Source organism: Nocardia sp. NPDC049935 (assembly GCF_055586645.1).
In genome coordinates this window covers 1-24,783 of sequence record NZ_JBVJHV010000006.1, presented here as the reverse complement: position 1 = coordinate 24,783, position 24,783 = coordinate 1, and the positions used below count along the sequence as shown (strand labels likewise).

22 protein-coding genes are annotated in these 24,783 nt (G+C 65.2%); 19 read left to right on the top strand and 3 right to left on the bottom strand.

The window, feature by feature from the left end; all coding sequences use genetic code 11:
* Positions 1 to 174 precede the first annotated feature (174 nt).
* The 17 genes from ACZ6SF_RS22460 (at position 175) to ACZ6SF_RS22380 (ending at position 19,545) form a co-directional block, all read left to right on the top strand.
* Positions 175 to 1,101, top strand: a complete 927-nt coding sequence (locus ACZ6SF_RS22460) for a LysR family transcriptional regulator (RefSeq protein ID WP_466064132.1) — start codon at positions 175 to 177, stop codon at positions 1,099 to 1,101.
* 145 nt (positions 1,102 to 1,246) lie between these two features.
* A complete protein-coding gene (locus tag ACZ6SF_RS22455) occupies positions 1,247 to 2,362 on the top strand; it encodes an ATP-binding cassette domain-containing protein (protein WP_466064130.1) in 1,116 nt (371 codons plus the stop codon).
* A 38-nt stretch (positions 2,363 to 2,400) separates the two neighbouring features.
* Complete coding sequence (locus tag ACZ6SF_RS22450; protein ID WP_466064129.1) at positions 2,401 to 3,513, top strand: M24 family metallopeptidase; 1,113 nt, start codon at positions 2,401 to 2,403, stop codon at positions 3,511 to 3,513.
* A gap of 26 nt (positions 3,514 to 3,539) precedes the next feature.
* A complete protein-coding gene (locus ACZ6SF_RS22445; protein ID WP_466064127.1) occupies positions 3,540 to 4,859 on the top strand; it encodes an amidohydrolase family protein in 1,320 nt (439 codons plus the stop codon).
* Between the two features lie 58 nt (positions 4,860 to 4,917).
* Complete coding sequence (locus tag ACZ6SF_RS22440) at positions 4,918 to 5,973, top strand: sugar phosphate isomerase/epimerase family protein (protein ID WP_466064125.1); 1,056 nt, start codon at positions 4,918 to 4,920, stop codon at positions 5,971 to 5,973.
* A complete protein-coding gene (locus ACZ6SF_RS22435) occupies positions 5,970 to 7,445 on the top strand; it encodes a chlorohydrolase family protein (protein ID WP_466064123.1) in 1,476 nt (491 codons plus the stop codon). Before ACZ6SF_RS22440 ends, ACZ6SF_RS22435 begins: the two co-directional genes overlap by 4 nt.
* Positions 7,442 to 8,962 (top strand): amidohydrolase family protein, encoded by a 1,521-nt coding sequence (locus ACZ6SF_RS22430; RefSeq protein WP_466064121.1) that lies wholly within the window; start codon positions 7,442 to 7,444, stop codon positions 8,960 to 8,962. The genes ACZ6SF_RS22435 and ACZ6SF_RS22430 overlap by 4 nt, the downstream gene beginning before the upstream one ends.
* The gene (locus tag ACZ6SF_RS22425; protein WP_466064120.1) at positions 8,959 to 10,233 is read left to right on the top strand and encodes a DUF6986 family protein; all 1,275 of its coding nucleotides are present in this window, start codon (positions 8,959 to 8,961) and stop codon (positions 10,231 to 10,233) included. Before ACZ6SF_RS22430 ends, ACZ6SF_RS22425 begins: the two co-directional genes overlap by 4 nt.
* A gap of 5 nt (positions 10,234 to 10,238) precedes the next feature.
* A complete protein-coding gene (locus ACZ6SF_RS22420) occupies positions 10,239 to 10,961 on the top strand; it encodes an aspartate/glutamate racemase family protein (RefSeq protein WP_466064118.1) in 723 nt (240 codons plus the stop codon).
* Positions 10,962 to 11,009: 48 nt separating this feature from the next.
* On the top strand, positions 11,010 to 12,362 hold the full coding sequence (gene allB / locus ACZ6SF_RS22415; RefSeq protein WP_466064117.1) for an allantoinase AllB: 1,353 nt from the start codon (positions 11,010 to 11,012) through the stop codon (positions 12,360 to 12,362).
* Positions 12,359 to 13,513: an allantoicase gene (gene alc / locus ACZ6SF_RS22410; protein ID WP_466064115.1), complete on the top strand. Its 1,155-nt coding sequence runs from the start codon at positions 12,359 to 12,361 to the stop codon at positions 13,511 to 13,513. Before allB ends, alc begins: the two co-directional genes overlap by 4 nt.
* 262 nt (positions 13,514 to 13,775) lie before the next feature.
* Positions 13,776 to 15,134, top strand: coding sequence for an MFS transporter (locus ACZ6SF_RS22405; RefSeq protein WP_466064113.1), 1,359 nt, complete (start codon positions 13,776 to 13,778; stop codon positions 15,132 to 15,134).
* Between the two features lie 160 nt (positions 15,135 to 15,294).
* Entirely contained in the window at positions 15,295 to 16,770 is a 1,476-nt protein-coding gene (locus tag ACZ6SF_RS22400; RefSeq protein WP_466064111.1) for a 2-hydroxymuconic semialdehyde dehydrogenase, read from the top strand.
* 28 nt (positions 16,771 to 16,798) lie between these two features.
* Positions 16,799 to 17,578, top strand: coding sequence for a 2-keto-4-pentenoate hydratase (locus ACZ6SF_RS22395; RefSeq protein ID WP_466064110.1), 780 nt, complete (start codon positions 16,799 to 16,801; stop codon positions 17,576 to 17,578).
* Positions 17,575 to 18,024 (top strand): RidA family protein, encoded by a 450-nt coding sequence (locus ACZ6SF_RS22390; RefSeq protein WP_466064108.1) that lies wholly within the window; start codon positions 17,575 to 17,577, stop codon positions 18,022 to 18,024. The genes ACZ6SF_RS22395 and ACZ6SF_RS22390 overlap by 4 nt, the downstream gene beginning before the upstream one ends.
* Positions 18,021 to 18,542 (top strand): 3-hydroxyanthranilate 3,4-dioxygenase, encoded by a 522-nt coding sequence (locus tag ACZ6SF_RS22385; RefSeq protein WP_466064106.1) that lies wholly within the window; start codon positions 18,021 to 18,023, stop codon positions 18,540 to 18,542. The genes ACZ6SF_RS22390 and ACZ6SF_RS22385 overlap by 4 nt, the downstream gene beginning before the upstream one ends.
* Position 18,543: 1 nt before the next feature.
* Positions 18,544 to 19,545, top strand: a complete 1,002-nt coding sequence (locus tag ACZ6SF_RS22380) for an amidohydrolase family protein (RefSeq protein ID WP_466064105.1) — start codon at positions 18,544 to 18,546, stop codon at positions 19,543 to 19,545.
* A gap of 155 nt (positions 19,546 to 19,700) precedes the next feature.
* Here the strand turns inward: ACZ6SF_RS22380 and ACZ6SF_RS22375 are convergent, their stop codons facing one another.
* The 3 genes from ACZ6SF_RS22375 to ACZ6SF_RS22365 all read right to left on the bottom strand — a co-directional run bounded on the left by ACZ6SF_RS22375 (position 19,701) and on the right by ACZ6SF_RS22365 (position 23,191).
* A complete protein-coding gene (locus ACZ6SF_RS22375) occupies positions 19,701 to 21,986 on the bottom strand; it encodes an AAA family ATPase (protein WP_466064103.1) in 2,286 nt (761 codons plus the stop codon).
* Positions 21,983 to 22,489: a hypothetical protein gene (locus ACZ6SF_RS22370; protein WP_466064102.1), complete on the bottom strand. Its 507-nt coding sequence runs from the start codon at positions 22,487 to 22,489 to the stop codon at positions 21,983 to 21,985. The genes ACZ6SF_RS22375 and ACZ6SF_RS22370 overlap by 4 nt, the downstream gene beginning before the upstream one ends.
* 147 nt (positions 22,490 to 22,636) lie before the next feature.
* Positions 22,637 to 23,191, bottom strand: coding sequence for a hypothetical protein (locus ACZ6SF_RS22365; RefSeq protein WP_466064100.1), 555 nt, complete (start codon positions 23,189 to 23,191; stop codon positions 22,637 to 22,639).
* 493 nt (positions 23,192 to 23,684) lie between these two features.
* Between ACZ6SF_RS22365 and ACZ6SF_RS22360 the strand changes: the two genes are divergently transcribed.
* Together ACZ6SF_RS22360 and ACZ6SF_RS22355 are read left to right on the top strand one after the other, a co-directional pair.
* Positions 23,685 to 24,332, top strand: coding sequence for a Crp/Fnr family transcriptional regulator (locus tag ACZ6SF_RS22360; RefSeq protein WP_466064923.1), 648 nt, complete (start codon positions 23,685 to 23,687; stop codon positions 24,330 to 24,332).
* Between the two features lie 49 nt (positions 24,333 to 24,381).
* Positions 24,382 to 24,747: a hypothetical protein gene (locus tag ACZ6SF_RS22355; RefSeq protein WP_466064098.1), complete on the top strand. Its 366-nt coding sequence runs from the start codon at positions 24,382 to 24,384 to the stop codon at positions 24,745 to 24,747.
* Positions 24,748 to 24,783: the final 36 nt, after the last annotated feature.

Sequence of the window (24,783 nt, the reverse complement as noted above, 5' to 3'; positions counted from 1 at the left end):
GGGCTCTGGTCGAGGAATCGGCAGCCGGGGACGTGCGCTGCATCGAGCCGTTCCAGAGCCATTCGCACGGCCTTCTCACGCGATATGCGGGCCATGTCTAAATTGGTATGACACAGTGTAAAATATACGTGAAACGGCTATATGTCTACGGTGTGTGGTGGTTAAGTGCCATGCGTGGATATTCCTCATCTGCTCGACGGGCGCCTCAAGGTCAAGCATCTGGTGCTGGTCGACGCACTAACCAGGCAGGGAAGTGTGGTGGGTGCGGCCGCGGCGCTGCATATGACCCAGCCTGTTGCTACGCGCAGCCTGCACGATCTCGAGGCGATCCTCGGAGTAAACCTGTATGAGCGTGGGTCGCGAGGTATCACGCCGACAATCTTCGGTGAGGCATTCACCAGGCACGCTCGTGCTGTCATAGCCCAGCTCACGCTGGCGGGCAGGCATGTGACCGAGCTGGCGGACGCCGACCGTGGCACCGTAGTAGTCGGCACTCATCTCGCGGGCTCGAATGTATTGCTCCCGCGGGCGATTGCGAGTCTGAAGGCTGTGCGCCCGCATGTGACGGTCATAGTGCGAGAGGGCACCCCGGAGGCGCTGCTCGTGGAGTTGGAGGCCGGCCGCGTCGACCTCATCGTCGGCCGGCTGACGTCGCCGACGGACCAGAATGCGATCAGGGAGAATCTCTATGAGGAGTCCGTCGAGCTGGTGGTCCGATCCGGTCATCCCTTGGCCGGTATCGCGGCCGTCACTTTGGGGGCGTTGGCGGATTTCCCGTGGATACTGCCGGGTGTGGAGACTGTGTTGCGACGAGAACTCGAGGAGTTCTTCGTCCGCAATGGTGTCGCGCTCCCGGTGAATCGCGTGGAGGCCACCTCTTTTCTTACTGTGCGCCAGTTACTCCTCGAGACCGATATGATCGCGGTCCTGCCGAGCCTCATCGCGCGTGACGATGCGCGGTTGACGACGTTACCGATGGCGCTGGATCCCATCGGGCAGAGTGTGGGACTCACCAGATCCGCCGAGCGCACCCTGAGCCCTTCAGCGGAGGCTCTCATCGTGAGCTTGCGCGAAATCGCGAACGCCGACGACCTGCGCTGACCGGTTTCCGGTTTTTACCGGTATAGCAAGGCGGGCATATCAAGCGAGCAAATTAGCATTTTACGAGTATGGCTCGGGCAAGACACACTCTTCACGGGTGAACGCCCGAATCTCGAACCTCGTGAACTCAGGAAGGGGCAGTGTGATGACCGCCGTGCACATTCCTGCCTCGTCCGGCCCGCGGGTCGCGAAGCGAGAAATTATTCTGCGCGTGCGAAACGTCCGGTCTGCCAGCAGGAGGGATCGCGAAGTTCCCGTGCTGGCCGATATCAACTTCGACCTGCGCCGGGGCGAGCGGCTGGGTGTCACCGGTGGGCGCGGGTCGGGAAAGTCGGCGCTCGCGCGGGTTCTCGTAGGTGAGGCGGGGTGGGGACAGGTTCTCACTGCCGGCCGTATGGATTTCGATGATGCCGAATACAACTTGGCCGATCCGGATGAGGGATCGGCCGGTTTGTTCACTCGAATCGTCCGGGTCGACGGCCCAGGGCTACGGTTCGCCTCCGGCTCGGGGGTCGGTCGGCAGATCAGTGAGGTGATCCGGGCCGATCATGCCGTCGATACTCGGCTGTGGGCGCGACACCGAGCGCACGGACTGATGTCCGAGGTCGGACTTCGAGGTGCAGAAGCGTTCGGCAGTCGATTCGACGATCTCTCACCGGACGAGCAGGTCCGGGCACTCCTGGCGCTGGCGCTGGCTCGGCGCCCCGAGGTGATCGTGGTCGATGATCCACTCATGGGGCGGATCGCGCGCAATCCGTCGTTGTCCGCCATATTGCGGGCGGTGACGGGCAACCGGGGTGTGGCCCTGATCGTCATGAGCAGCGATATGAACCTCCTATCGAATTTCTGCGACACCGTGCAGGTGCTCCTCGCAGGCAAAATCGTCGAGCGCGGCCCCGCCCGACTGGTGGTCGACCGGCCCCGCAATCAGTACACGGCACAGCTGCGGCGCGGTGCTACCGCGTTCGGCCGACCGCAACGCATTCCCGCAGTGGGATGCGCGTTCGAATCCGTATGTTCGCGTGGCCGCGGGCGGATCGAATGCCGTTCCCTCACGCCGGGCGCTACTGCCTTCCCGTCGCCCGTCGGTTCCGTGACCGCCAAATGCCATATCCCCGTCAGCGGTGCGTGCGCATGTGGTTGTCACGCGAATATCGGCGACCCCGATGCCTTCACGCCATCGATCGATTCGTCATTTCGGCGGGCAGGTCTTTCGGCGATTCCCTCTGGTCCCATCGAACGAACGGAACGTGAGTCATGACAGCGCAACCGGATTATGCCGCTGGGACGATCGAGCGTATGGCTCGAGGTCTGCGGGAGCGTGGCCTCGACACCGTCCTGCTCATGGGTCTCGAGAATGTGCAGTTCGCGGCCGGTGCACCGCTGCGATCGGCGAGTGCCTTGGATCGGCCGAACGTCGTCGTCGTGACTCGTGACGGCGGCGCGACGGTGTTCACCAGTGCGGAGACCGTCTCGACGGTCGGCCTGATGGCTCCGCACTTCGAGGTGCTCGGCTACGACGAGCGCGGCGCGCTGTTCCCAGGCGGCATCATGGACCTGGTAGCCGAATTCCTGGCGGAGAAGTACCCCGAGGCGATCCGGCTCGGAATCGAGGCCGATCGCATGCCGGTCGTCGTTCACGACCTGCTGCGCACGCTGCTCCCGAACGCCGAACTGGTGGGGTTCGACGATATGCTCCGGACGCTTCGAATGGTGAAGAGCCCGCAGGATATCGCGGTGATCGCGGAGGCGGCCGCTCTCACAGAGAAGGCGATCGCGCGCACCATCGCCGAGACGTCCGAAGGCGAGACCGAGCGTTCCGTGGCGGATCGTCTCATCTCGCATATGCAGGCGGCCGGGTTCAGTACCGTCGATCCGCTGATCGGCGGCGGCCCCAACGCGGCGCGTATCGGCCCGCCGACAACTCGGCCGCTGGAGGCGGGCGACTGGCTCCGGCTCGACGTCAAGTCACGGTACAAGGGGTATTTCTACACCGACGCGGGACGCATGGGCGTCGTCGGTGCACCCACAGAGGTCCAGCGGGACGCGTACGAACGCCAATACGAACTGAATCGCCGGGTCGCCGAGTTCATGAAGCCCGGCCGCCGCTGCGGTGATGTCTACCGGTTCGCCCGGCAGCAGTGCGACGACCTGGGCATCGAACTCTTCAACTACGGCCATATCGGGATCGGACACGGCATCGGCATCGGTGGAACCGAACGTCCGGTCCTGCACGAGCGCGACGACGTGGTGCTCGAGGCCGGCATGGTCGTCAATATCGAGCCCAACACATACGGCCCGAACCGCGAGATCCTGCACATCGAAGATATGGTCCTGATCACCGAGACCGGCAGCGATGTGCTGTCACATCGCGACGACTGGACCGCGCTGCGTTCGACCGGAGTCGCTTGATGGCGAATCCTCCGCACGAGTGCCCGATGGTCGACCTCCTGATTCGTGACGCGGATTGGGTGGTCACCGGCGGCGACGATATCGAGGGCGGCTGGGTCGCGTGTGACGGCGGGACGATCGCGGCGATCGGCTCCTCCGGCCGGGAACCAGCCGCGCGCCGGACTCTCGACGCGCGCGGCACGATCGTCACGCCCGGTCTCGTCAACGCGCACCACCACCTGTTCCAGAACCTCACCCGCGCCTACACACCCGCGTGTTCGAGTGGTCTGGACGATTGGCTGAACCAGCTGCGGCCGATCTGGGCGCGGCTGGACGAGGAGACCGCCTATCTGTCCGCCTGGATCGGCCTGGCGGAGCTCGCGCTCGCGGGCTGCACGACGACGGCGGACAACATCTACCTGCACCCGCAGCCAGGGCTGATCGAGGCGTCGCTGCGCGCGGCCGCGGAGATCGGCCTCAGACTCGATCCGTGCCGGGGATACGTCGACAGCGCGCGAGCGCCGGTGGCCGGTGCGCAGGATGCGGATACGATCCTGCGGCTCAGCGAGGAACTGCTGTCATCGTGCCACGACCCTGGCCCCGCCTCCTTCACCCGTGTATCGCTCGGGCCGACGGCGCTGCCGAGCAGCAGCGCCGAACTGCTCGAACAGTGTGCGGCCCTGGCCACGCGTTTCGACGCCCGCCTGCACCTGCATCTGTTCGAGGTGCCCGGTGAGGCGGACGCCGCGATGCGGGATTTCGGCCGCACCCCGGTCGAGGTCCTCACCGACGCCGGCTGGTCGGGCCGGGCATGGATCGCGCACGGTATCTACGCGACCGAGGCCGATGCGGGAGCGCTCGCCGCCGCCGATATCGGTGTCGCGCATTGCCCCAGTTCGAATCTGATGCTGGGCGGTGCGGCCGCCGGGATTCCGGCGATGCTGTCGGCGGGCTGCAGCGTAGGGCTGGGCACGGACGGGGCGGCGTCGGCGGGTACGGCTCAGCCGTGGCTCGAGGCGCGAACCGCGTTGCTGCTCGCGCGTGAACACGGTGGTCCGACCGCCTTCGCTGCTCGGGACGCCCTGCATATGGCCACGGCCGGCGCCGCGGAATGTCTCGGCCGGGCCGGAGAAGTCGGTGTGCTCGCTGCGGGGATGCAGGCCGATATCGCGGTATGGGATACGACCGGGATCGGGTATGCCGGTGCGTGCACCGATCCGGTCGATATGTGGCTTCGGTGTGGACCTCCGAAGGTCCGGCACACCGTGGTCGGTGGCCGGCCTGTCGTGGTCGACGGGAATCTGACCGCGAGTGGTCTGGAAGAGAATCTCGGTCAGCACAGAAAGCATGCCCGGGCGTGGCAGTAGGAGTCGGCGTCCGGCCGGCCCACCGCCCATCGTCGGAGATCCGGAAGGAGCCTGAGAAATGAAGGTCGGAGTCGACGGCCGCAAGTTGCCCGGCGCCACGGACCGCGCAGCGGTGGCCAATCTCGAGTACGCCGCGGAACTGGGCATGGACGGTGTCTTCTTCCGGACCGTGCTCGACATCACGCCCACGCTGGATCGTCATGTGCTGGCCGAGCTGCGGCAGCGGGCCGACGAACTGGGTCTCTATCTCGAGATGGGCCTGGCGAAGGTCAATCCGTTCGCGAATGCCGAAGCGCCCGAGGTCCGTGAGCTCGGTGCTGGTGACTATCGCCTCGGCATCATCCGAATGATGGAGGCGTGTAAGGAGATCGGTTGCGACGAACTCTGGGTGGGGACGGCGAACTACAAGCCGAGGCTGCCGGGGTACTACGTCTTCGACCGTTTCCGGACCGATGTGACGTGGCCCGAACAGCTCACGGCGACGGAGCGCTTCCTGAACTCGCTGGCCCCGGTGGTGCGCGATCTCGAATGCCATCTGAATGTCGAAACACATGAGGAAATCACGTCGTTCGAAGTCGTGCGCCTGGTGGAGGCGGTCGGCCCCGACGTTCTCGGCATCACCTACGACCCCGCCAACGTCGTCGCACGGGCCGAGGATCCGCTCGCCGCCGCCCGTCGAGTGGCGCCGTACGTGCGGATGAGCCATATCCGCGATGTCGCGATGTTCACCACCGGCTACGGCATCGGGCGCATGCTCGCACCGTGCGGTGAAGGCGTCATGGATTGGCCCGCGATCCTGGACGTGCTGTTCGCCCACCGGCCGGACCTGCGGCTTTCCATCGAGAATTCGCGTGACCGCACTATCATGCCGATGCACGTCTACGACCCGGTATGGCTTGCCGCCCACCCCGACCTGACCACTGTCGAACTCGCCGAGACGTTCCGGCTGACCCGAGAGTACGAGCAGCGCGCCGAGAAGGGCGAGCGTCCGGCGGTAGCACTGCTCACCGGGACTCCGTGCGATACGGACGAGCAACTCCGCTTCATCACGCAGACGGCGTCGTATCTGCGCGGTCTCGCCGGTGCCGGCCGCCGTTCGGGGAGCACCGTGTGAGGACCCGGATCTCGGCTCGGTTCGTCATCGGCTACGACGGGACCGATCACGTCGTCTACGAGGACGGCGAGGTGGTGTACGAGGACACGCGAATCGTCCATGTCGGGCACGGCTACAGCGGAATTGTGGATCTGGACCACCATGCGGGCGACGCTGTCGTCGGTCCGGGATTCGTGGACCTCAACGCGCTCGGCGATATCGATCACGCCATCTTCGACACCTACCAGGACGCCGAACTCGGCAAGGGCCTCGCCTGGTCGACCGACTATCTGAGCCGCCGTGCGGATGTCTTCACGCCCGGACAGGAGGCGTTCAAGCGTCGCTACGCATTCGGGCAGCTGCTGCGCAACGGCATCACGACCGCGTTGCCCATCGCGTCCGAGACGTACAAGGGCTGGGCGGAGTCCTACGACGAGATGGCGAGTGCGGCCGAAAGCGCGGCGGAACTCGGGCTGCGTGTCTACCTGGGCCCGAGTTTCCGGTCGGCGGTCCCGGTCGTCGACTCCGCGGGTAATCCAGGCCATTACCGCGACAACGCACTCGGTGCGGCCGGTCTGGACGAGGCGATTCGTTTCGTCCGCGACTTCGACGGCACGCATCACGGCCTCGTGCGCGGCATGCTGGCGCCGTCGCGGATCGAGACGATGGACAGCGATGTGCTGCGGCGGGCGCGCGCGGCCAGCGATGACCTGGCGTGCCCGATCCGGCTGCACGCCGGGCAGACGCTGGCAGAGGTCGCGGTCCTCGAACGCGACCACGGGTTGCGGCCCATCGAATACCTCGGCTCGATCGGATTCCTCGGACCGCGCACGATGATTCCGCATTCGTGGGCGGTCGACGGGCACAGTCGGATGCCGGCGGCCGGTCCAGGCAGTGCCGATCTCGACGCGCTCCGGGACAGCGGCACGACCGTCGTCTTCTGCCCGATGGCCGTGGCCCGGTACGCCGTCGTCCTCGAATCGTTCGACAAATACGTCGCGCACGGAATCAACATGTCGATGGGCACCGACACCGCGCCGCCGGACATGATCCGGGCCATGGATACCGGATTGGTGCTGACCAAGGCGGTCGAGCGGACCAAGTCCGCGGGATCGGTGCGCGACCTCTACCGGGCTGCCACAATCGGTGGCGCCGACGCGCTGAACCGGCCGGACCTCGGCCGCCTGAGGACGGGCGCGCAGGCCGATATCACGGTCGTCGATCTGACATCGGCCCACGTCGGTCCGGTCGACGATCCGATCCGGACGCTCGTGCTCAACTGCAACGGTCGCGATGTGACGACCGTCGTCGTCGCGGGCCGGACGGTCGTCGAAGACGGCGTGCTGCCCGGAGTCGACGTGGACAGCGATCGCGCCCGGGCACAGGAGTACCTGGCGCAGTACCGGGCAAGTTATACCGACCGGGACTACATGGGCAGGCCCGAACGAGAACTGTTCCCCCCGACATTTCGCACCGTCAGGGAGCCGAAATGATCGATTCCCGGAACCGATCCGAACGGGTGAGCGCCGATCTGATCCTCGAGCACGGCACGGTGGTCACGATGGACCGCGATCGGCGGGTCATCGAGGACGCCGCGGTGGCGGCCATCGGCCGCCGGATCGTGGCAGTCGGCGATACGGCCGAGATCCTTCGGCACTACAGCGCCCGTGAGAGGATCGATTGCACCGGGCAGATCGTGCTGCCCGGCCTGGTGGACGCGCACGGCCACGGTGGGCACGCGATTCTCAAGACGATCGGCGTGGACTCGCTGTCGTTCTGGATGCGTATCGCCACGCGAACCTACTTCGCGCACGTCTCGGCCGACTACTGGCACGCCGACGGCCGCATTGCCGCGCTCGAACGGCTGAAGTTCGGTGTCACCACCGGCGTCAGCGTCATGGGGTCGCAGCCGAGATCGGACGTACCGGAGTTCGGTGACGCACACGGGCGTGCGTATCAGGAACTGGGGTTACGCGAGATCATCGGCGTCGGACCGTGCGGATTGCCCTGGCCGCGACCGGTTTGTCATTGGGTCGGCGACGAACCGCGCCACGCGACGGTCGGTCTCGACGAGATGATGGACGGTGCGGAAGCGACCGTCCGGCAGTGGCACGGGGGTGCGGACGGCCGGATCCGGGTCTACGTCACGCCGTACACGATGGTTCCGTCGCTGAATCCGGGCGGCCCGGTGGCACCCGACCTCGCCACCGCGCTGACCGCCGCGGATCGTGCCCAGTCCGAGCGGGTACGGGATCTCGCCGCGCGTTACTCGACCCGGATCCACACCGACGCGTTCGGCGGCATGATCGCGCTGGCGCACGCGCAGGATCCCCATGCGCTGCTCGGGCCCGACGTGCATTTCCAGCACGGTTTCGGGCTGTCGCCGGCCGAGGTCGCGATTCTCGCCGATACCGGTACCTCGGTGACCCACGGTCCCGGTGTCGTGGTCGGTGCCCTGCGCGGGCGCTGCCCGGTGCCGGAATTGCTCGACGCGGGTGTGACGACGGCCGTCACCACCGATGGGTGCGCGCCCATGTCGTCGTTCGACCTTTTCACCGCGATGCGGCAGGCGCAGACGATGTCGCAACTCCAGTTGCGCGACGTATCGCTCCTGCCGCCGGGGAAGCTGCTGGATATGGTGACCATCGACGCTGCCCACGCCGTCGGCTGGGACGACGAGATCGGTTCCCTCGAAGTGGGCAAGGCCGCCGATATCGTCGTGGTCGACGCCCGCCAGGCGCATCTGCAGCCTTTGCACATGGCGGTGCAGGCGCTCGTGTACAAGGCGAGCGGGCAGGATGTCGGCACGGTCGTTGTCGACGGCCGGGTGCTGATGCGTGATCGTGTGGTCCGCGATGTCGACGAGGCGGAGATCATCGACTACGCGCAGGAGCAGTCGCGGCGGGTGGTCGAGCGGGCTCGCCTGGACCGTTTCATCACCGGCCCCGCGTGGGGAGCGTCGCGTCAGACGTTCGACCGGCCGGTTCCGTTCGAGGACGAGATCGCGTGAGCACGAGAGATTTCGATACCCTGCTCGCGCGGATCGACAGGCGTCTCGCGCCGGCCGACGAGCTCCTCGCCGACCGGTACCCCGGTGAACGGCTCGCGCGCCAGCCGGTCCACACGGTGTATGTCACGGGAGACCGCTTCGACGAGCGCACGGTATCCGAGTGGGGCTCGCGGGCTCTCGTACTGCTCGACCGGGACGGCGATTTCGGCGCGTTCGGTCTCCCGGACGTGCCGAGCGAACAAATGGCCGGGATACTCGACCGCGTTCGCGTCAAGCTCGGGACCGAGCCGATCGAGGACCTCCGGATCGATTTCGAGGACGGGTACGGCAACCGTCCCGACGACCTCGAGGATCGCGACGTGCTCACCGCGGCACGTGCTCTGGCGGCATCGGTGCATGCGGGGACGGCCGCGCCGAATCATGGGCTGCGCTTCAAGGGTTTCGAGGCGAGTTCGCGCCGGCGCGGTCTGCGCACCCTCGGGTTGTTCGTCGGCGAACTGGCGAAGCTGGACGCGTTGACGGACGGGTTCGTCATGACGCTGCCCAAGGTGACGGCAGTCGAGCAGGTCGAGGCGCTGGTCGAGGTCTGTGCGTGGCACGAACGGGAGTACGGCCTCGCCGACGGCACGCTGACCTTCGAGATCCAGGTCGAGACCCCGCAGTCGATCATCGCCTCGGACGGTTCCTTCGCGATCGCCCGCATGATCCATGCGTCGGGCGGCCGGTGCCTCGGTCTGCATTTCGGAACATACGACTATTCGGCCGCGTGCGGTATCGCGGCGGCATATCAGCGGTCGGATCATCCGGCCGCCGATCACGCGAAGATGGTTATGCAGATCGCGGCGGCCGGAACGGGGGTCCGCGTGGTCGACGGTTCGTCGAATGTACTGCCGGTGGGAGACAGCGATGCTGTCCGGCACGCCTGGCAATTACACGCCGGCCTGGTGTACCGCGCCCTCGGACGAGGCTTCTACCAGGGCTGGGATCTGCATCCGGGACAGCTCGTCAGCCGGTACGCCGCCACCTACGGGTTCTTCCGCTCGGGTCTGCACGCGTCGGCCACCCGGTTGCGTGCGTTCATCCGGGGTGGCGACTCCGGATTCCTCGACGAGCCGGCCACGGCGGCCGCGCTGGCCGGATTCATCGTTCGCGGTCTCGAGTGCGGAGCCATCGACAGGGCGGAGGCGGAAAGCCTGACCGCGGCGGATCGCCGGCAATTGCTCGTCCTGGCCCGGCGCCTGCGCCCTGATCGGGTTGTCGTCCGGGAGTGATCGGCGTGCGAATTCTTCTGGTCAATGTGAACACCACCGAATCGATGACCCAGGTGATCGCCGATTCGGCCCGTTCGGTGGCCGCCGAAGGAACCGAGATCATCGGCCTGACGCCACGGTTCGGCGCGGAGTCCGTGGAAGGGAACTTCGAGAGCTACCTCGCGGCGGTGGCTGTGATGGACGCGGTGGTGAACTTCGCTCAGCCGTTCGACGCGGTGATCCAGGCGGGTTTCGGTGAGCACGGCCGGGAGGGGTTGCAGGAACTGCTCGACGTTCCTGTCGTCGATATCACGGAGGCGGCCGCGCAGATGGCGATGCTGGTCGGACGTTCGTATTCCGTCGTGACCACACTGGACCGCACGGTGCCGCTGATCGAGGACCGCCTGAAACTGGCCGGACTCGATGCACGCTGTGCATCGGTGCGTTCGAGCGGACTCAGAGTTCTCGAACTCGAGAGCGACCGCGGCAGGGCCGTCGCCACGATCGCTGCTCGAGCGCGCCTCGCGGTGCTCGAGGATCACGCCGAGGTCATCTGCCTCGGCTGCGGCGGTATGGCCGGCCTGGACGAGGCGGTCCGAGCCGCCGCCGGGGTGCCGGTGGTGGAAGGCATCACCGCGGCCGTGGCACTGGCGGAGAGCCTGGTCCGACTCGGATTGACCACCAGTAAGAGCCGGACGTATGCGACGCCGCGGCCCAAGCGCGTGGCCGGCTGGCCGCTCGGTTCCTGAGACCGCGGTCGCGCGGCCGCGAGGATTTCGTATCTCCAGGGAGAGGACATGGTGAACTACGGACCACTCGACCTCGTCGTCAGAGCACGTCGGGTCGTCACTGCCACGGGTGTGTCGGGCGCGAGCATCGGCGTGCGCGACGGTTCGATCGTCTGTGTCGAGCCGTACGCCGCTCCGCTCGAGGGAGCCGACCTGCTCGAACTGTCCGCGGACGAGGTGCTGCTTCCCGGGCTGGTCGATTCGCATGTGCACATCAACGATCCCGGTCGCACCGAGTGGGAGGGATTCGCGAGCGCTACTCGCGCCGCTGCGGCCGGCGGAGTGACGACATTGGTGGACATGCCCCTCAACAGCATTCCGCCCACCGTCGACGTGAACGCTCTCGCCGTCAAGCGCGCCGCCGCCAGCGGCCGGTGTCACGTCGACGTCGGGTTCTGGGGAGGCGCCGTCCCCGGCAATGTGCCCTCGCTGCGGGGCCTGCACGACACCGGAGTATTCGGGTTCAAATGCTTCCTGGTCCATTCCGGCGTCGACGAGTTTCCTTCGCTCGACGCCGCGCAGCTCGAAGCGGCGCTCGCGGAGCTACGCACCTTCGATGGGTTGATGATCGTGCACGCGGAGGACGCACACGTGATCGCGCGGGCACCGGACGCCGCGGGGCGCACGTATCGGCGATTCCTGGAGTCACGGCCCGCGGCCGCGGAGGATCAGGCCATCGCGCAGGTGATCGCACTCGCGAAGAAGACCGGATGCCGAGTCCATATCCTGCACCTGTCGAGTGCATCGGCACTCGGGATGCTCGCCGACGCGCGGCGGGACGGGGTGCGAATCACGGTCGAGACCTGCCCGCACTATCTCATCTTCGGTTCCGGCGAGATCGTGGACGGTGCGACGCAGTTCAAGTGCTGCCCGCCGATTCGTGAGGAGAGCAACCGGGACCGGCTGTGGCAGGGGCTCGAGGCGGGGCTGATCGATGCGATCGTCTCGGACCATTCCCCGTCGACCGTTGATCTCAAGGCTCTCGACACCGGCGACTTCGGGAGTGCGTGGGGCGGGATCTCGTCGTTGCAACTCGGGCTGCCGGCGATCTGGACCGAGGCACGCCGCCGCGGATTCGCCCTTCCCGACGTCGTCCGCTGGATGTCACGTGGGCCCGCCCAATTGGCCGGGCTCGAGCGCAAAGGCGATATCGCCGTGGGCTTCGACGCCGACTTCTGCGTATTCGCTCCGGATGACGAGTTCGTTGTCCGCGCCCAGGACCTACATCACAAGAATGCCGTCACCCCGTACGACGCCCGGCGCCTGAGCGGCGTGGTCCGCCGCACGTTCCTACGGGGCGCCGTCATCGATGACACAGCAGGACCGGCGCGGGGCCGGCTGTTGCAGAGAGGACTGTCATGACCGACGAATTCCGGTCGCTTCCCGACCTCGCGTCTCGCGCCCTCGCGGGCAGCGTGGTCTTCGCCAACGACGAACTGTTCGCCGAGCGCGAGAACCTGATCAAGCCCGGACCGGCACATTTCGCCGCCGACGACTTCGGCCACAAGGGCAAGGTATACGACGGCTGGGAGACGCGGCGCCGTCGCGAGGCCGGTTTCGACCATGCGATCGTCCGCCTGGGAGTGCCGGGCGTGGTGCGTGGTGTCGTGATCGATACCGCGTGGTTCAAGGGTAACTACCCGCCGTACGCCTCCGTGGAGGCCGCGAGTTTCGAAGGCTACCCGTCCACGGACGAAATGGATTCGGCCCCTTGGACGACGATCGTGCCGAAGTCGGAAATAGTGGGGGATCACGAGAATCCGTTCGAGGTGGCCGACGAGCGACGATTCACGCACGTCCGCCTGTCGATATATCCCGACGGCGGGGTCGCTCGATTCCGCGTCCACGGTGAGCCGATGCCCGATCCGAGGCTGTTGACGGGGACCGTGGATCTGGCCGCGCTCGAGCACGGTGCGGACGTTGTCGGATGTTCCGACATGTTCTACTCGTCGCCTCTGCAATTGTTGCAGCCGGATCGTTCCCGGCGTATGGGTGACGGTTGGGAGAATGCACGCCGGCGTGACGACGGAAACGACTTCGTCACAGTGCGTCTCGCCGCCGCGGGCAGAATTCGACGGGTCGAGATCGATACGTCCTATTTTGTCGGGAACGCCCCGGGGTGGGCATCCTTGCGAGGCTGGGACGAATCGCATGGAGGGCGGGCAGACGAGTCCGCATGGATCGATATGGTCCCTCGGACAAGGCTTCAGCCCGATACACGGCATCATTTCCCGGTCGCGGCGGATATCCCGGTGAGTCATGTCCGGCTCGATGTATTTCCCGATGGTGGTCTCGCCCGCTTGCGCGTGCACGGAGAACTGATCGAGCCTGCGTTCGAGTCGGCCATTGCGAAATGGCTGAACGCAATGCCCGGACAGCATGCGGTTGCTGCCCTGGTGGCGTCGGGCACAGTATCGGCCGAGACGGCGCGGGCGACCATCGCCGCCGGCCCGGTCGACGCGTCGGACCAGGTGGTAAGGACTCTGTCGGCGTCGTATTCGGGCACTCCCTGATCCGTAAGGTGTGGCTTCGGGAACCGGGGTCCGTGAGCGGGTCGTTCCGCTCACGGACCTCTTGCGCTCCCGGAGTCTTCTCCACCCGCGCGCTTCAGAGGGCCTACGCTATGCGACTTCTGCTATATGTGTTCCGCATTTGGGCATTTGTGTGGCATTTCATAAGCCAGCATACTTGCCATCAGTGCGACGCCCCGGTGGCTTCGCCCTCTTCACCGGCATCGACGGAGCAGCCGGTTCTCCGACCAGAGCGATAGGTCACATGATGAGCGAACATCCCGCTGCGAAGCCCGCGGCACCCATCGATAAATCTTCCCGCCGGGTCGCACTCGCAACATTCTCGGGCACTGTTCTCGAGGGGTACGATTTCTTTATCTACGGAACAACCGCGGCGTTGATTTTCAACGCGCAGTTCTTTCCGTCGTTGAATCCGACCATCGGTACCCTGGCCGCGTTCTCCACGTTCGCAGTGGGATTTGCCGCCCGCCCGCTGGGCGGTCTGGTGTTCGGTCATTTCGGTGACCGGATCGGCCGCAAGTCGACCTTGATCGTGTCCTTGCTCATGATGGGCATCGCCACCACGTTGATCGGCCTCATCCCGAACTACGACAGCATCGGAATCTGGGCGCCCGTACTGCTCGTCGCATTACGTTTCATCCAGGGTGTGGCCCTCGGCGGCGAAACGACGGGCGCGACGTTGATGTCCATGGAACACGCCCCGCGTGGGCGCAAGAACCTGTTCGCCGGTTTTCCGCAGATGGGGACACCTGCCGGCCTGGTGCTCGCCAATCTGACCATCCTCGCCACCAGCACGCTGCTGCCCGACGAGGCTTTCACGTCCTGGGGTTGGCGCATTCCCTTCGTCCTGAGCATTGTTCTTGTCGCCGTGGGTTTGGTGATCCGCCTTCGGGTGGACGAATCGCCCTCCTTCGTGCACGCGGCCGACCAGGGCGAAGTCGTGAAGTTTCCGCTTGCCGAATGCTTCAAAGTCGGTGCTCCACGCCTGCTCATCACGTTGCTCGCGGCCATCGCCAGCGGCGCCATCGGTTATGTCTTCATGGTGTTCAGCCTCTCCTACGGAACGCAGCAGCTCGAATACGATCGCCAGTTCCTGGTGCTGTGCGTGACCCTGGCCGCCGCGACGTGGTGTGTGCTGATTCCTTTCTGGACGACTGTTGCCGACCGGTACGGCCGTCGCTCGATGTTCATCACGGGCTCGATCGCTCTCGTGGTCGCCGGTATCGCATTCCTGCCGTTGATCAACACCGAGAACGCAGCGATCGCGATCGCGGCCTTCGTCATGATGGGGCTCGTGATGCCGATCACCCACAGCGTCCAGGGCGCGATCATCGCCGACGCCTTCCCACCGAATGTCCGCTACTCCGGTTCGTCGCTGATTCTGCAGACCGGTTCCATTCTCGGCGGGGGGCTGGCCCCGATGATCGCACTCGCACTGCTGAACGCGACCGGATCGTCGCTCAGTGTCAGCGCCTACGCCGGGGGGATCGGGATCCTGAGCCTGGTCGCCGCGGTCGTGATGTTCCGGCTCGTCCCCACGTCCGACAGCCGTTCGGAAGATCTGCCACCCGTCGAAGCCGAGAGTGCGAAGGCTCTCGTGTAATCCCGCACCGCCGCAGCGGGCCGTCGATCGAACTCCGGTCGACGGCCCGGTCGCATGCACGCGTCCGTGGGCCTCAACAGGACTGATATAGCCAAATAGGCATAGCAATAGGAAAAATGTGCATTTGTTAAGCATGCATGTCGATGGTCACAGTAGTTCCATGACTTCCCCCTTCGACGGCTGGATCCGCAACTTCGTCGACGGAGCCTTCGTCGAACCCGACCCCGAGCGCGGCTTCGACCAGGTCGACCCGGCCACCGGTCGCGTAATCGCACAGGTGCACGAGGCCGACCGGCCCCTCGTCGAGCGCGCCGTGACCTCGGCCCGCCGGGCCCTCGACAGAGGATGGGCCAGGACTCCGGTGCGGGAGCGTGCCGCGCTCCTGCGCCGTGCCGCCGACCGGATCGAGGAGCGTTTCGAAGAGTTCGTTGCCGCCGAGCTGGCGGATACCGGCAAGCCGGTCACCCAGGCGCGCGAGCTCGATGTCGCCCGTGCACTCACGAACTTCCGGACCTTCGCGGATCTGGTCGCCTCGGCCGGTCAGGAATCGTTCATGACCGATCTCCCCGGCGGTCGGCAGGCGCTGAACTACGCGGTCCGCAAACCACTCGGGGTGGTCGCGGTGATCGTCCCGTGGAACCTGCCGCTGTTGCTGCTCACCTGGAAGGTGGCCCCCGCGCTGGCGTGTGGCAACGCGGTGGTCGTCAAACCCAGTGAAGAGACCCCGGCGACCGCGACCCTGCTGGCCGAGGTGCTCTCGGAGGTGGGTTTGCCGGCCGGTGTGTACAACGTCGTGCACGGCTTCGGCGGCGACTCCGCAGGGGAGTACCTCACGACGCATCCGGGCATCGACGGCGTCACGTTCACCGGATCGTCCGCGACGGGCGCGCGGGTCATGAAAACCGTTGCCCCGCAGGTGCGTCCGGTTTCATTCGAACTCGGGGGCAAGAACGCCGCGATCGTGTTCGGCGATATCGACCTCGACGAGGTGCTCACCGGACTGACGAAGTCGGTGTTCGCCAACACCGGCCAGGTGTGCCTGTGCACCGAGCGCGTATACGTGCACCGCTCGATCTTCGGCGATATCGCGTCCGGCCTGGCCGAGCGGGCGCGGGCATTGCGGCTCGGTGACCCGAACGACGAGTCCACCACCACCGGGCCGCTGATCTCGCAGGCGCACCGCGACAAGGTCACGAGCTACTTCCGGAAGGCGGAGCAGGCGGGCGCGAAGGTGCTCACGGGCGGCGGAATTCCGGAGCTGGGCCCAGAGTTCGCGGGCGGCTCGTGGGTGGAACCGACGTTGTGGACCGGGCTGACAAATGAGGACCCGGTGCTCCGGGAAGAGATCTTCGGACCGGTCGCCGCGCTGGTGCCGTTCGACACGGAGGAGGAGGCGATCGCGCTGGCCAACGATACCGAGTACGGACTCGCCGCATCGGTATGGACGAACGATCTGCGTCGCGGTCATCGTGTCGCGCAGGGCATGAACGTCGGCATTTCCTGGGTCAATACCTGGTTCACCCGGGAACTGCGGTCGCCGTTCGGCGGTGCCGGATTGTCCGGGATCGGCCGGGAAGGTGGCGAGTCCTCGCTGCACTTCTACACCGAACCGACGAACGTATGCGTGGCGTTGTGACAGCTCCGATCGAACCGAAAGGAAATCTATGACCTCGAAGTCACCGAACAGCACGACGATCGACGCTCTCGCACAGCGCCTGGACGACGCGCAGACGGGACGACACGACACCCTGAGTCTCGCCGACGACGTAGAGCTGGACGTCGATGACGCGTACCGGATCCAGGAGGCACTCGTCGGTTTGCGGCTCGGGCGCGGGGAATCCCTGGTCGGAGTGAAACTCGGCTTCACGAGCGAGGCGAAGATGGCTCAGATGGGAGTCTCCGATGTCATCGTCGGCCGGCTCACCGACGCGATGTGCGTCGACGTCGGCGGCGATATCGACCTGAACCGGTTCATCCATCCCAAGATCGAGCCCGAGATCGCCTACCGGCTCGCCCGGGATGTCGACCTCGACGATTCCGCCGTCGATATCGAATCCTGCGTCGATGCAGTCGCCCCCGCGATGGAGGTCATCGACTCCCGCTACCGGGACTTCCGGTTCACCTACGCCGACGTCGTCGCGGACAACACATCCGCCGCCGCCTACGTCATCGGTCCCTGGCGGCCGCTTCAGAGCGTCGCCGATCTCGCGGTGCGACTCGAGGCCGGCGACCGGTCCGTCGAAGGCTCGACCGCGGCAATCCTCGGCGATCCCGTCAATGCGCTACACGCACTACTCGATATGAGCCGCCGCCGGCGTATAGCGCTACGCGCGGGAGATATCGTCCTCGCTGGCGCCGCGACCGCCGCAATCCCTCTCACATCCGGTGTCACACGGTGCGATATCGAAGGGCTGGGCAGTGTAAGTATCAGGGGAATCGGATGAGCGACAAACCTGCCAAAGTGATCGAAGGTCTCGCCACACCCCGCGGACGATTCCCGCACCTGAAGGTCGCGGGCGACTTCGTCTACGTCTCGGGCACGAGTTCGCGCCGGCCGGACAACACATTCGCCGGTGTCGAGGTCGACGAGATGGGAACCACCGACCTCGATATCCGAGCACAGACCCGCGCGGTGATCGAGAACATCCGCTCGATCCTCGCCGAGTCCGGTGCCGACCTGAGCGACCTGGTGCAGGTCACGGCCTATCTGGTGTCGATGAACGATTTCGGCGGATACAACGAGGTCTATGCCGAGCTGTTCGACGAGACGGGACCCACTCGCACGACCGTGGCGGTGCACCAGCTTCCCCATCCACACCTGCTCATCGAAATCCAGGGCGTCGCATACCTGCCCGCCCACCGCCGCACCGATCCGAAGGGCCGCTCATGACCGCGATCCCCCCTGCCATCGACTTCCGGAAATGGATCGCCGACAATCGGCACCTGCTCGCGCCGCCGGTGAACAATCGGACGATGGCGCTCGGTGACGACTTCATCGTGCAGGTCGTCGGTGGGCCGAATCAGCGCACCGACTACCACCTCGACCCGTACGAGGAGTGGTTCTACCAGATCGAAGGTGACATTCACGTCGATGTCATGACCGAGGAGGGACCGCAGCGGGTCCATATCCGAGAAGGGGAGACATGGCTGCTCCCCGGGAACGTGCCGCATTCGCCGCAGCGCCCTACCGCAGGTTCGATCGGATTGGTGATCGAACGTGTGCGCCGCGAGGGCACTCTGGAGAAATTCCAGTGGTACTGCCTCGAGTGCCACAACCTGATCCATGAGGTGGAACTCCAGGTGCGCGATATCGTGGCCGATCTGCCGCCGGTCTTCACCCAGTTCTACGCCGACGAGCAGGCCCGGACGTGCGACAACTGCGGTGCACTGCACCCCGGAAAGGGCTGACGTGACCGGCATCATCGATATCCACACGCACTACGTTCCCAGAGGATGGCCTGATCTCACCGCCGACGCCGGGCCGGAGGCCCCGTGGCTGAAAGTGGAGAGCGAGTCGGAGGCCGTCATCATGATGGGTTCCCGGGAGTTCCGTCGCGTCCGGGCCGACGCGTGGGACGCGGAGACCCGCCTGCGGGATATGGACGCCGACGGTGTGCGGACACAGGTTGTCTCGCCCACACCAGCGTTCTTCAACTACGGGCGCACCGGCCAGGAAGCCGCCCGTATCTCGCGGATCTTCAACGATCTCGCACTCGAGATCGTCGAGCCCGCACCGGACCGGCTGATCCCGTTCTGCCAGGTCCCCTTACAGGACGCGGACGCCGCCTGCCGCGAAGTCGAGCGATGCGCCACCAACGGGCATCGCGGTGTCGAGATCGGCAACCATGTGGGCGACCTCGACCTCGACAGCGAGGGCGTGGTCACGTTCCTGCAGCACTGCGCATCGCTGGACATCCCGGTGTTCGTCCATCCGTGGGATATGGATTCCTCGCCCCGCCTGAACCGGTGGATGGCCCAGTGGCTCACCGCGATGCCGGCCGAGACGCACCTGTCGATCCTCGCGCTGATTCTCGGCGGTGTCTTCGACCGCATCGATGAGCGCCTGAGGATCGGATTCGCGCATGGAGGCGGATCTTTCGCGTTCTGGCTGGGCCGTATGGAGAACGCGTGGCACCGGCGCCACGATGTGATCGGCACCTCGGAGATGCCACCGTCGCATTACCTCGGGCGGTTCTATGTGGACTCGGTAGTATTCGACGACCGTGCGCTCCGTCTTCTGGTCGACACGGTCGGTGTCGATCGGGTGATGGTGGGCAGCGATTACCCGTACCCGTTGGGTGAACGCCCCGTGGGCGAGGTCGTACGCAAGAGCGGGTTCTTGGACGAAGTCTCCCGGAGCCTCATCGAGCGCGGCAACGCCGAACGTTTTCTCGGAGTGAGTGGTTGCTGAGCGGGCGTCCGCTCAGCAACGCCGCGGGGGCATCCAGCAAGCGATACTCCCGATGCCCAGAACGCGTTGAACGTCCGCACTCTCGTCGGATGCTTGTCGCGCGGCATCGGCTACTGCGGAGCTCAGCGAACAAAGGAGGCGGACGCGGCGATAGATTACCGGCTCTGTGCCCAGGCGAGGAACTGCGCGGCGGTGAAGATCGGCTTCTCGAACTTGATCGCCAGTTTGGCTTTTCCCGACTGCGTGCCGGACTCGGCAGCGATCAGGGCATCGCATTTGCCCTTGGTCACGGTGGCGACGGGCAGTAGCTGTCGTTTTTCGGCCAGAAGTTCTAGTTCTTCTCGAGCCCAAGGGGTGCCGGTGTCATCGGTGAAGCTTCCGGTGAAGCAGACTCGTGCGCCTGGCACCAGCGCGGTTGCAAGATCCGCCGTGGCGGAGGCCGACTCGGGAATGAACAGGGGATGACCGAGCCTGAGTTCGAGATCGCGGAGCAACGATCGTGTGTCGTCGTCGGGGCTGATCTTTGCGGCTGCATTCCGCAGGTGCTCGGCGAGTGTTTGTTCGCGGGTCTTGCCGGCGGGGATCGTCCCACCGACTCGGAAGCAATCCACTCCGCCGCCCCGGCAGAGAAGGTATCCGGATACGCCCGCAGCAGGTTCGAAGCTGCTGATACTCGGCACCGGCCCGCTCCGGCGCCCGACTACATCACGAGCGGCCCGGGCGCGATCAATGGCGCGAGGCGCGTCGAGCCCGTCCCGGTCGGCCGCCGACAGTTCTTCCGAAGCGAGGTCCGCGCCCAGGGGCATGGCCACAGCAAAGCCGTGCCGCTTGAGTTCGGCGTCGATGTAGCGGAGGTGCCTATCGATATCGGCTCCGATCGGGGTCTGCCCTTCCATGTAGGGTGCGAGCGCGGCCCATGCGAGGGGCAGAGTCGGTGCCAGCAGGACGTCGGCGGCAGAGATGCCAAAGGTCGTGCGAGCGGATCCGAGGTCTCGTTCGGGGTTGATCAGTGTCGTGATCTCTGTTCCGTCGCTGGTGATCAAGGCGATTTCCACCGGTCGTGGATGGTCTTGCCGGCTCTCTTCGCCGATCATGCAGAAGCCCAGGTACACCGGCCCCTGTGAGGCCGGAGGTCGTTCACCCGTTGCGAGGAACCGCCGGACGCGGATGTCGGTTTTCAAGTCCTTCGCCACAACAGGCCGTTGCAGGACCAGCCCCTCCATCGACGTGCAGCGGCTGAGCGCGACGTAGAGCTGCCCGTCGGCGAAGGTCCCGCCGGTGAGGTCGACCACGAGGCGGCCGAGCGTCTGGCCTTGGCTCTTGTGGATCGTGATTGCCCAGGCCAGGCGAAACGGCAGCTGGGCAAATGTGCCGACCACCTCATTGCGAAGTGTGCCGGCTTCCGTGACCGGCTGAGTTATCTCCCATGTGTAGGGACCGACTTGCACTGTCTTGCCGGAGTCCAGACGCACCTCGACCACAGGTTGGCCGTCCTCGTCACGGTAAGCAACGACGTGACCTATTGTGCCGTTCGCCCATCGGTCCATGCTGTCATTGGTCAGGAGCATGATCTGCGCGCCGACTTTGAAGGTTAGTTCCTGTTCCGTCGGACGATCGAAACCGTCCAATTGTCCGGTTTCTGTGGATCGCGAGATGATTTCGGGTTGCGCCAGCTGCCGGAGTCGGTTCCGATTCTGTCGGTCCGCGTTCTTGTTGGTAGTAGTGAGAGTCAACCAGAGTTCGTGGAGGGGTGGCTGGAAAGCTGGCACCGATCGCGCGTTCAGGTCCGCGAGCAGTCGTGAATCGGCTGCTCCCGAGCGGATGGCGGCAAGAATCTCCAAGAGGCGAGGGTCACCGACCTGGCGGAATATTCTGGTCAGCTCGACGGTGTGGAACAGTTCTGGCTGGTAGGAGTCGGCGGAGAAAAAATACGGCGAATTGTACCTGCCAGCGAAGAACTCCTTTTCGCCGTCCAACACTACGGGAGGCAGCTGAAACAGATCTCCTACCAGCACGATCTGAACTCCGCCGAACAGTGCGCCTCGGCGAGGCCCGAAACGTTCCAGCGCGGCTGCGACCATATCGAAGAGGTCTGCCCTGACCATCGAGGCCTCGTCTATGACGAGGGTATCCAACTCGCGCAGAGCGGAGGCGAAGCGCGCAGGGAAGTAACTGCCGTTCCGGATATCGTCGATTGTTGTGCCGGGCCGGAACGAGAACAGGCGGTGAATCGTGTAGCCGCTCACGTTCAATGCAGCGACGCCGGTTGGTGCGACAACGACCACTTTGCGATCGGTCGTTGCGCGGAATTCACGAATCAGTGTGGACTTCCCAGTGCCGGCTTTCCCGGTCAGGAAGAGACTGTCGCCGCGGTGCAAACGGGTCAGCGCCTCCGAGAATTCCGGTGTGAAGGTGAGCTGAGTGCTATTGGTTGTGGTCATGTCCTGATCCGGAATTCGCCTCGTCTCGTCAGCGGCTCGGGTTGCATTCGGTCGGCGAATCCGGGTGGAAACACAGCAAGAGTCGGGCTGTTCAGTTCCTCGGGCATGATCCAGGGAGTGGCTCCCGTTTTCGGCGCCACCGTCCGGTGGTGTCGTTGGTCCTCGGTGTACAGCCACGCCGTCCACACCTGCCCCACGAAGTCGGCGACCGCCAGTGCACGGTATCGAGCTTCGTTCTCCCGCGGCGGGAGAAGGACAGGGGCGGGCAGGAACTTCGGTGACACCAGTTTCGCCTGTTTGCGGGTGGCGTAGTCCTCTACTGCCGCTCGAATGCGCTCCTGCTGGGCGGCGGTTTGTTCGATCAGGTCGCCGAACACATCGACCGGGTTCCCGTATTCGAAGTCGAGAGTGGTTTCGGAGTTCTTCGTGAAGACCACGGAACGGTCGGCGGTGAGTGACCACATCTGCTCGTCGTAGTCGGGGTCGTCGTCGTGAATAACCACAGCATTGGTGCTGCGGACCAGTGTGGGACCGAGACGGGTGGTCAACCACACAGCAGTGGTGGTGGCGGATGGTTGTCGGTCGATGATTGCGAAGCCGAGCATGTTCCTCCGGTCGAGAACCTCTTGATCACTTACTCCGGTCATGGCCTACATTCCGTGCTGGATTTCTGTGTCCGGCCAGGCGCTGATCCGTGCGGGAGGAGGGCCTGCGGCGGTATCGGTGAACCTATGAAGTGCGGTGAGCCGGGCTCCGGGCATTCGCGCGCTCGTCTGCGCAAGAATCATGGCACCCACGAGGTACATCTGGCTGCGCTTCGCTTCGACCGCGAAGCCTGTCACCGTGAACGCTCCGTACGGCCGATGGTCGAAATATCCGATGACGGGGTCTCCGTGCTCGAGTTCTTTCAGCGCTTCGGCCAGACCAGTCGGAGGGTCACCAATTGGGGTTTCGTCCGGAACGAGATCCAGGAGGTTTGAAACCGGGCTCGGGGTCGATGACGCGGTGTCGAGCGCCTCGCCACCAAGGAGTAGCCCGCCGTTCGCGTCCGAACGGACCACGGTGCCGCGGATTGCGTATGTGCCGTAGAGGGTGGATCGGAATATCGCTGTCATTTGGGCGTCGGGCCGGAGCGTAGACAAAGTTGCTTTGAGCGCCTGTAGATTGCGGCGCCGCGGCGGGAGCGGAAGTGCGGATGTGATCATGGCTGTTCGGGTTCCTTCGGAGGGCGTCCAGTACCAGCGGCCGGTACTGACAACCGAGCTTTTCGCAATCCGAGCGCCCTGCGTTACAGAGGACGACTTGCCCTCTTCCAGTTGTGCTGCAACGGGTTCGAATCCCCCACACGCCGACCGACTCGAGAACCGGCGCAGCCATCCTTGGCGTAGGCACAGTTCCGGACGATCCTGGTTCAGCGCAGCTCAGGTAACCGGAGCAAGGCTTCCTCGCACGGCCTGGCACCCCGCCTGCGACCGACGCTGCACCGACATCGCGAGATGAGTAGCGCTACCGCACAGCATATTTGGAGCTGACGTATCGAATCCGTATCGGCAGCCGAGGTTGCCGTGTTCCTCTGGGGCCGATGGACTACTCTTTCGCGAAGCCATCACCGTAGAGCACGGTGGCTCAAGAGGGGGAACAACACTGGATTTCGATGCCTTGCCGCATTTCGACAGGAAGCGGCTGCTGAGAGCGGGTATGCAGCAGCATTGGCCGAGGGGGGCGGTGCTGCTGCACGAGGGCGATATATCCGACAACGTTCTGGTGGTCGAACAAGGCTGGGTCAAGGTGAGCTCTTCCGCACCGAGCGGAAAGCAGGTGGTTCTGGGCATCCGAGGCCCCGGAGACCTGCTCGGTGAACTCAGCGCTGTCGATGGAGGTGCGCGGTCGGCGACGATCACCGCGATTTCGCCGGTGGTCGCCGCCACAGTGCAGGGTGCGGACTTTCGCGCGCTGCTGGTCGATGACGGTGCCCTGGCATTCGAACTGCTACGAACCGTGGTGGCCCGGTTGCGGGAGGCCGACGTACATCGCCTCGACTACGGCGCGTACACCGTCACCGAACGGTTGGCCCGGCTACTGCTCGAGTACGGCCGGCGGTACGGGCGTACCGATACGGATCGGGTCGTAATCGTTCTGCCGCTGACCCAGACCGAGTTGGCCGATGCGGCGAACGCTTCCCGGGAAGCAGTCGCCAAGGCATTCAGAAAACTGCGCATGATCGGCGCGATCAGGACAGCTCGCCGCTGTGTGGAACTGCTGAGGCCCGACCTGCTCGCCGCAGTAGCAGAAGGTCTGCCCCCGAATGTGTATTCGGACGCAGACACGTGTGATCCGAACCGGTAGACCTGGGGAACTGCCAGATCCGCGGGTCCTTTACAAATCAGGAGAAGTCATGCCCGAACCCACGCATCGTTCCCTTCTCGTCGTGGACGTCGAGAATTCGGAGTCCTTGACCAATGTGCAGGTCGAGGCTATGCGTACGACGCTGTACCGCATCATCGACGGCGCGATACAAGGAATAGAAAAGTCTGTGGCCCAGGAGGATCGCGGAGATGGAGCGATGCTCGTCCTCGATATCCCGGTGTTGGATGTCCTGGACCGGGTCGTCGGCGCGATGTTGGCAGGCGTACGCGAACACAATGGCGCGGCAGGTCCGATGAACTGGCTGCGGGTACGTATCGCGGTTCACGAAGGCTACGTGAGGTTCCCCCGCATTGTTGGAGGGCGGGGTTATCAGGTTCCGGCCGGAACCGGGTGATGGTAGCTCGCCTCGAACTCATCGGGTGATCGCCAA

Bases quoted from the DNA above. Each gene is read 5' to 3' on its own strand.
- ACZ6SF_RS22455 (WP_466064130.1), top strand. From the start codon at position 1,247: ATGACCGCCGTGCACATTCCTGCCTCGTCCGGCCCGCGGGTCGCGAAG.
- ACZ6SF_RS22450 (WP_466064129.1), top strand. From the start codon at position 2,401: ATGGCTCGAGGTCTGCGGGAGCGTGGCCTCGACACCGTCCTGCTCATG.
- ACZ6SF_RS22445 (WP_466064127.1), top strand. From the start codon at position 3,540: ATGGTCGACCTCCTGATTCGTGACGCGGATTGGGTGGTCACCGGCGGC.
- ACZ6SF_RS22440 (WP_466064125.1), top strand. From the start codon at position 4,918: ATGAAGGTCGGAGTCGACGGCCGCAAGTTGCCCGGCGCCACGGACCGC.
- ACZ6SF_RS22430 (WP_466064121.1), top strand. From the start codon at position 7,442: ATGATCGATTCCCGGAACCGATCCGAACGGGTGAGCGCCGATCTGATC.
- allB (WP_466064117.1), top strand. From the start codon at position 11,010: ATGGTGAACTACGGACCACTCGACCTCGTCGTCAGAGCACGTCGGGTC.
- alc (WP_466064115.1), top strand. From the start codon at position 12,359: ATGACCGACGAATTCCGGTCGCTTCCCGACCTCGCGTCTCGCGCCCTC.
- ACZ6SF_RS22405 (WP_466064113.1), top strand. From the start codon at position 13,776: ATGATGAGCGAACATCCCGCTGCGAAGCCCGCGGCACCCATCGATAAA.
- ACZ6SF_RS22400 (WP_466064111.1), top strand. From the start codon at position 15,295: ATGACTTCCCCCTTCGACGGCTGGATCCGCAACTTCGTCGACGGAGCC.
- ACZ6SF_RS22395 (WP_466064110.1), top strand. From the start codon at position 16,799: ATGACCTCGAAGTCACCGAACAGCACGACGATCGACGCTCTCGCACAG.
- ACZ6SF_RS22390 (WP_466064108.1), top strand. From the start codon at position 17,575: ATGAGCGACAAACCTGCCAAAGTGATCGAAGGTCTCGCCACACCCCGC.
- ACZ6SF_RS22385 (WP_466064106.1), top strand. From the start codon at position 18,021: ATGACCGCGATCCCCCCTGCCATCGACTTCCGGAAATGGATCGCCGAC.
- ACZ6SF_RS22375 (WP_466064103.1), bottom strand. From the start codon at position 21,986: ATGACCACAACCAATAGCACTCAGCTCACCTTCACACCGGAATTCTCG.
- ACZ6SF_RS22365 (WP_466064100.1), bottom strand. From the start codon at position 23,191: ATGATCACATCCGCACTTCCGCTCCCGCCGCGGCGCCGCAATCTACAG.
- ACZ6SF_RS22360 (WP_466064923.1), top strand. From the start codon at position 23,685: ATGCAGCAGCATTGGCCGAGGGGGGCGGTGCTGCTGCACGAGGGCGAT.
- ACZ6SF_RS22355 (WP_466064098.1), top strand. From the start codon at position 24,382: ATGCCCGAACCCACGCATCGTTCCCTTCTCGTCGTGGACGTCGAGAAT.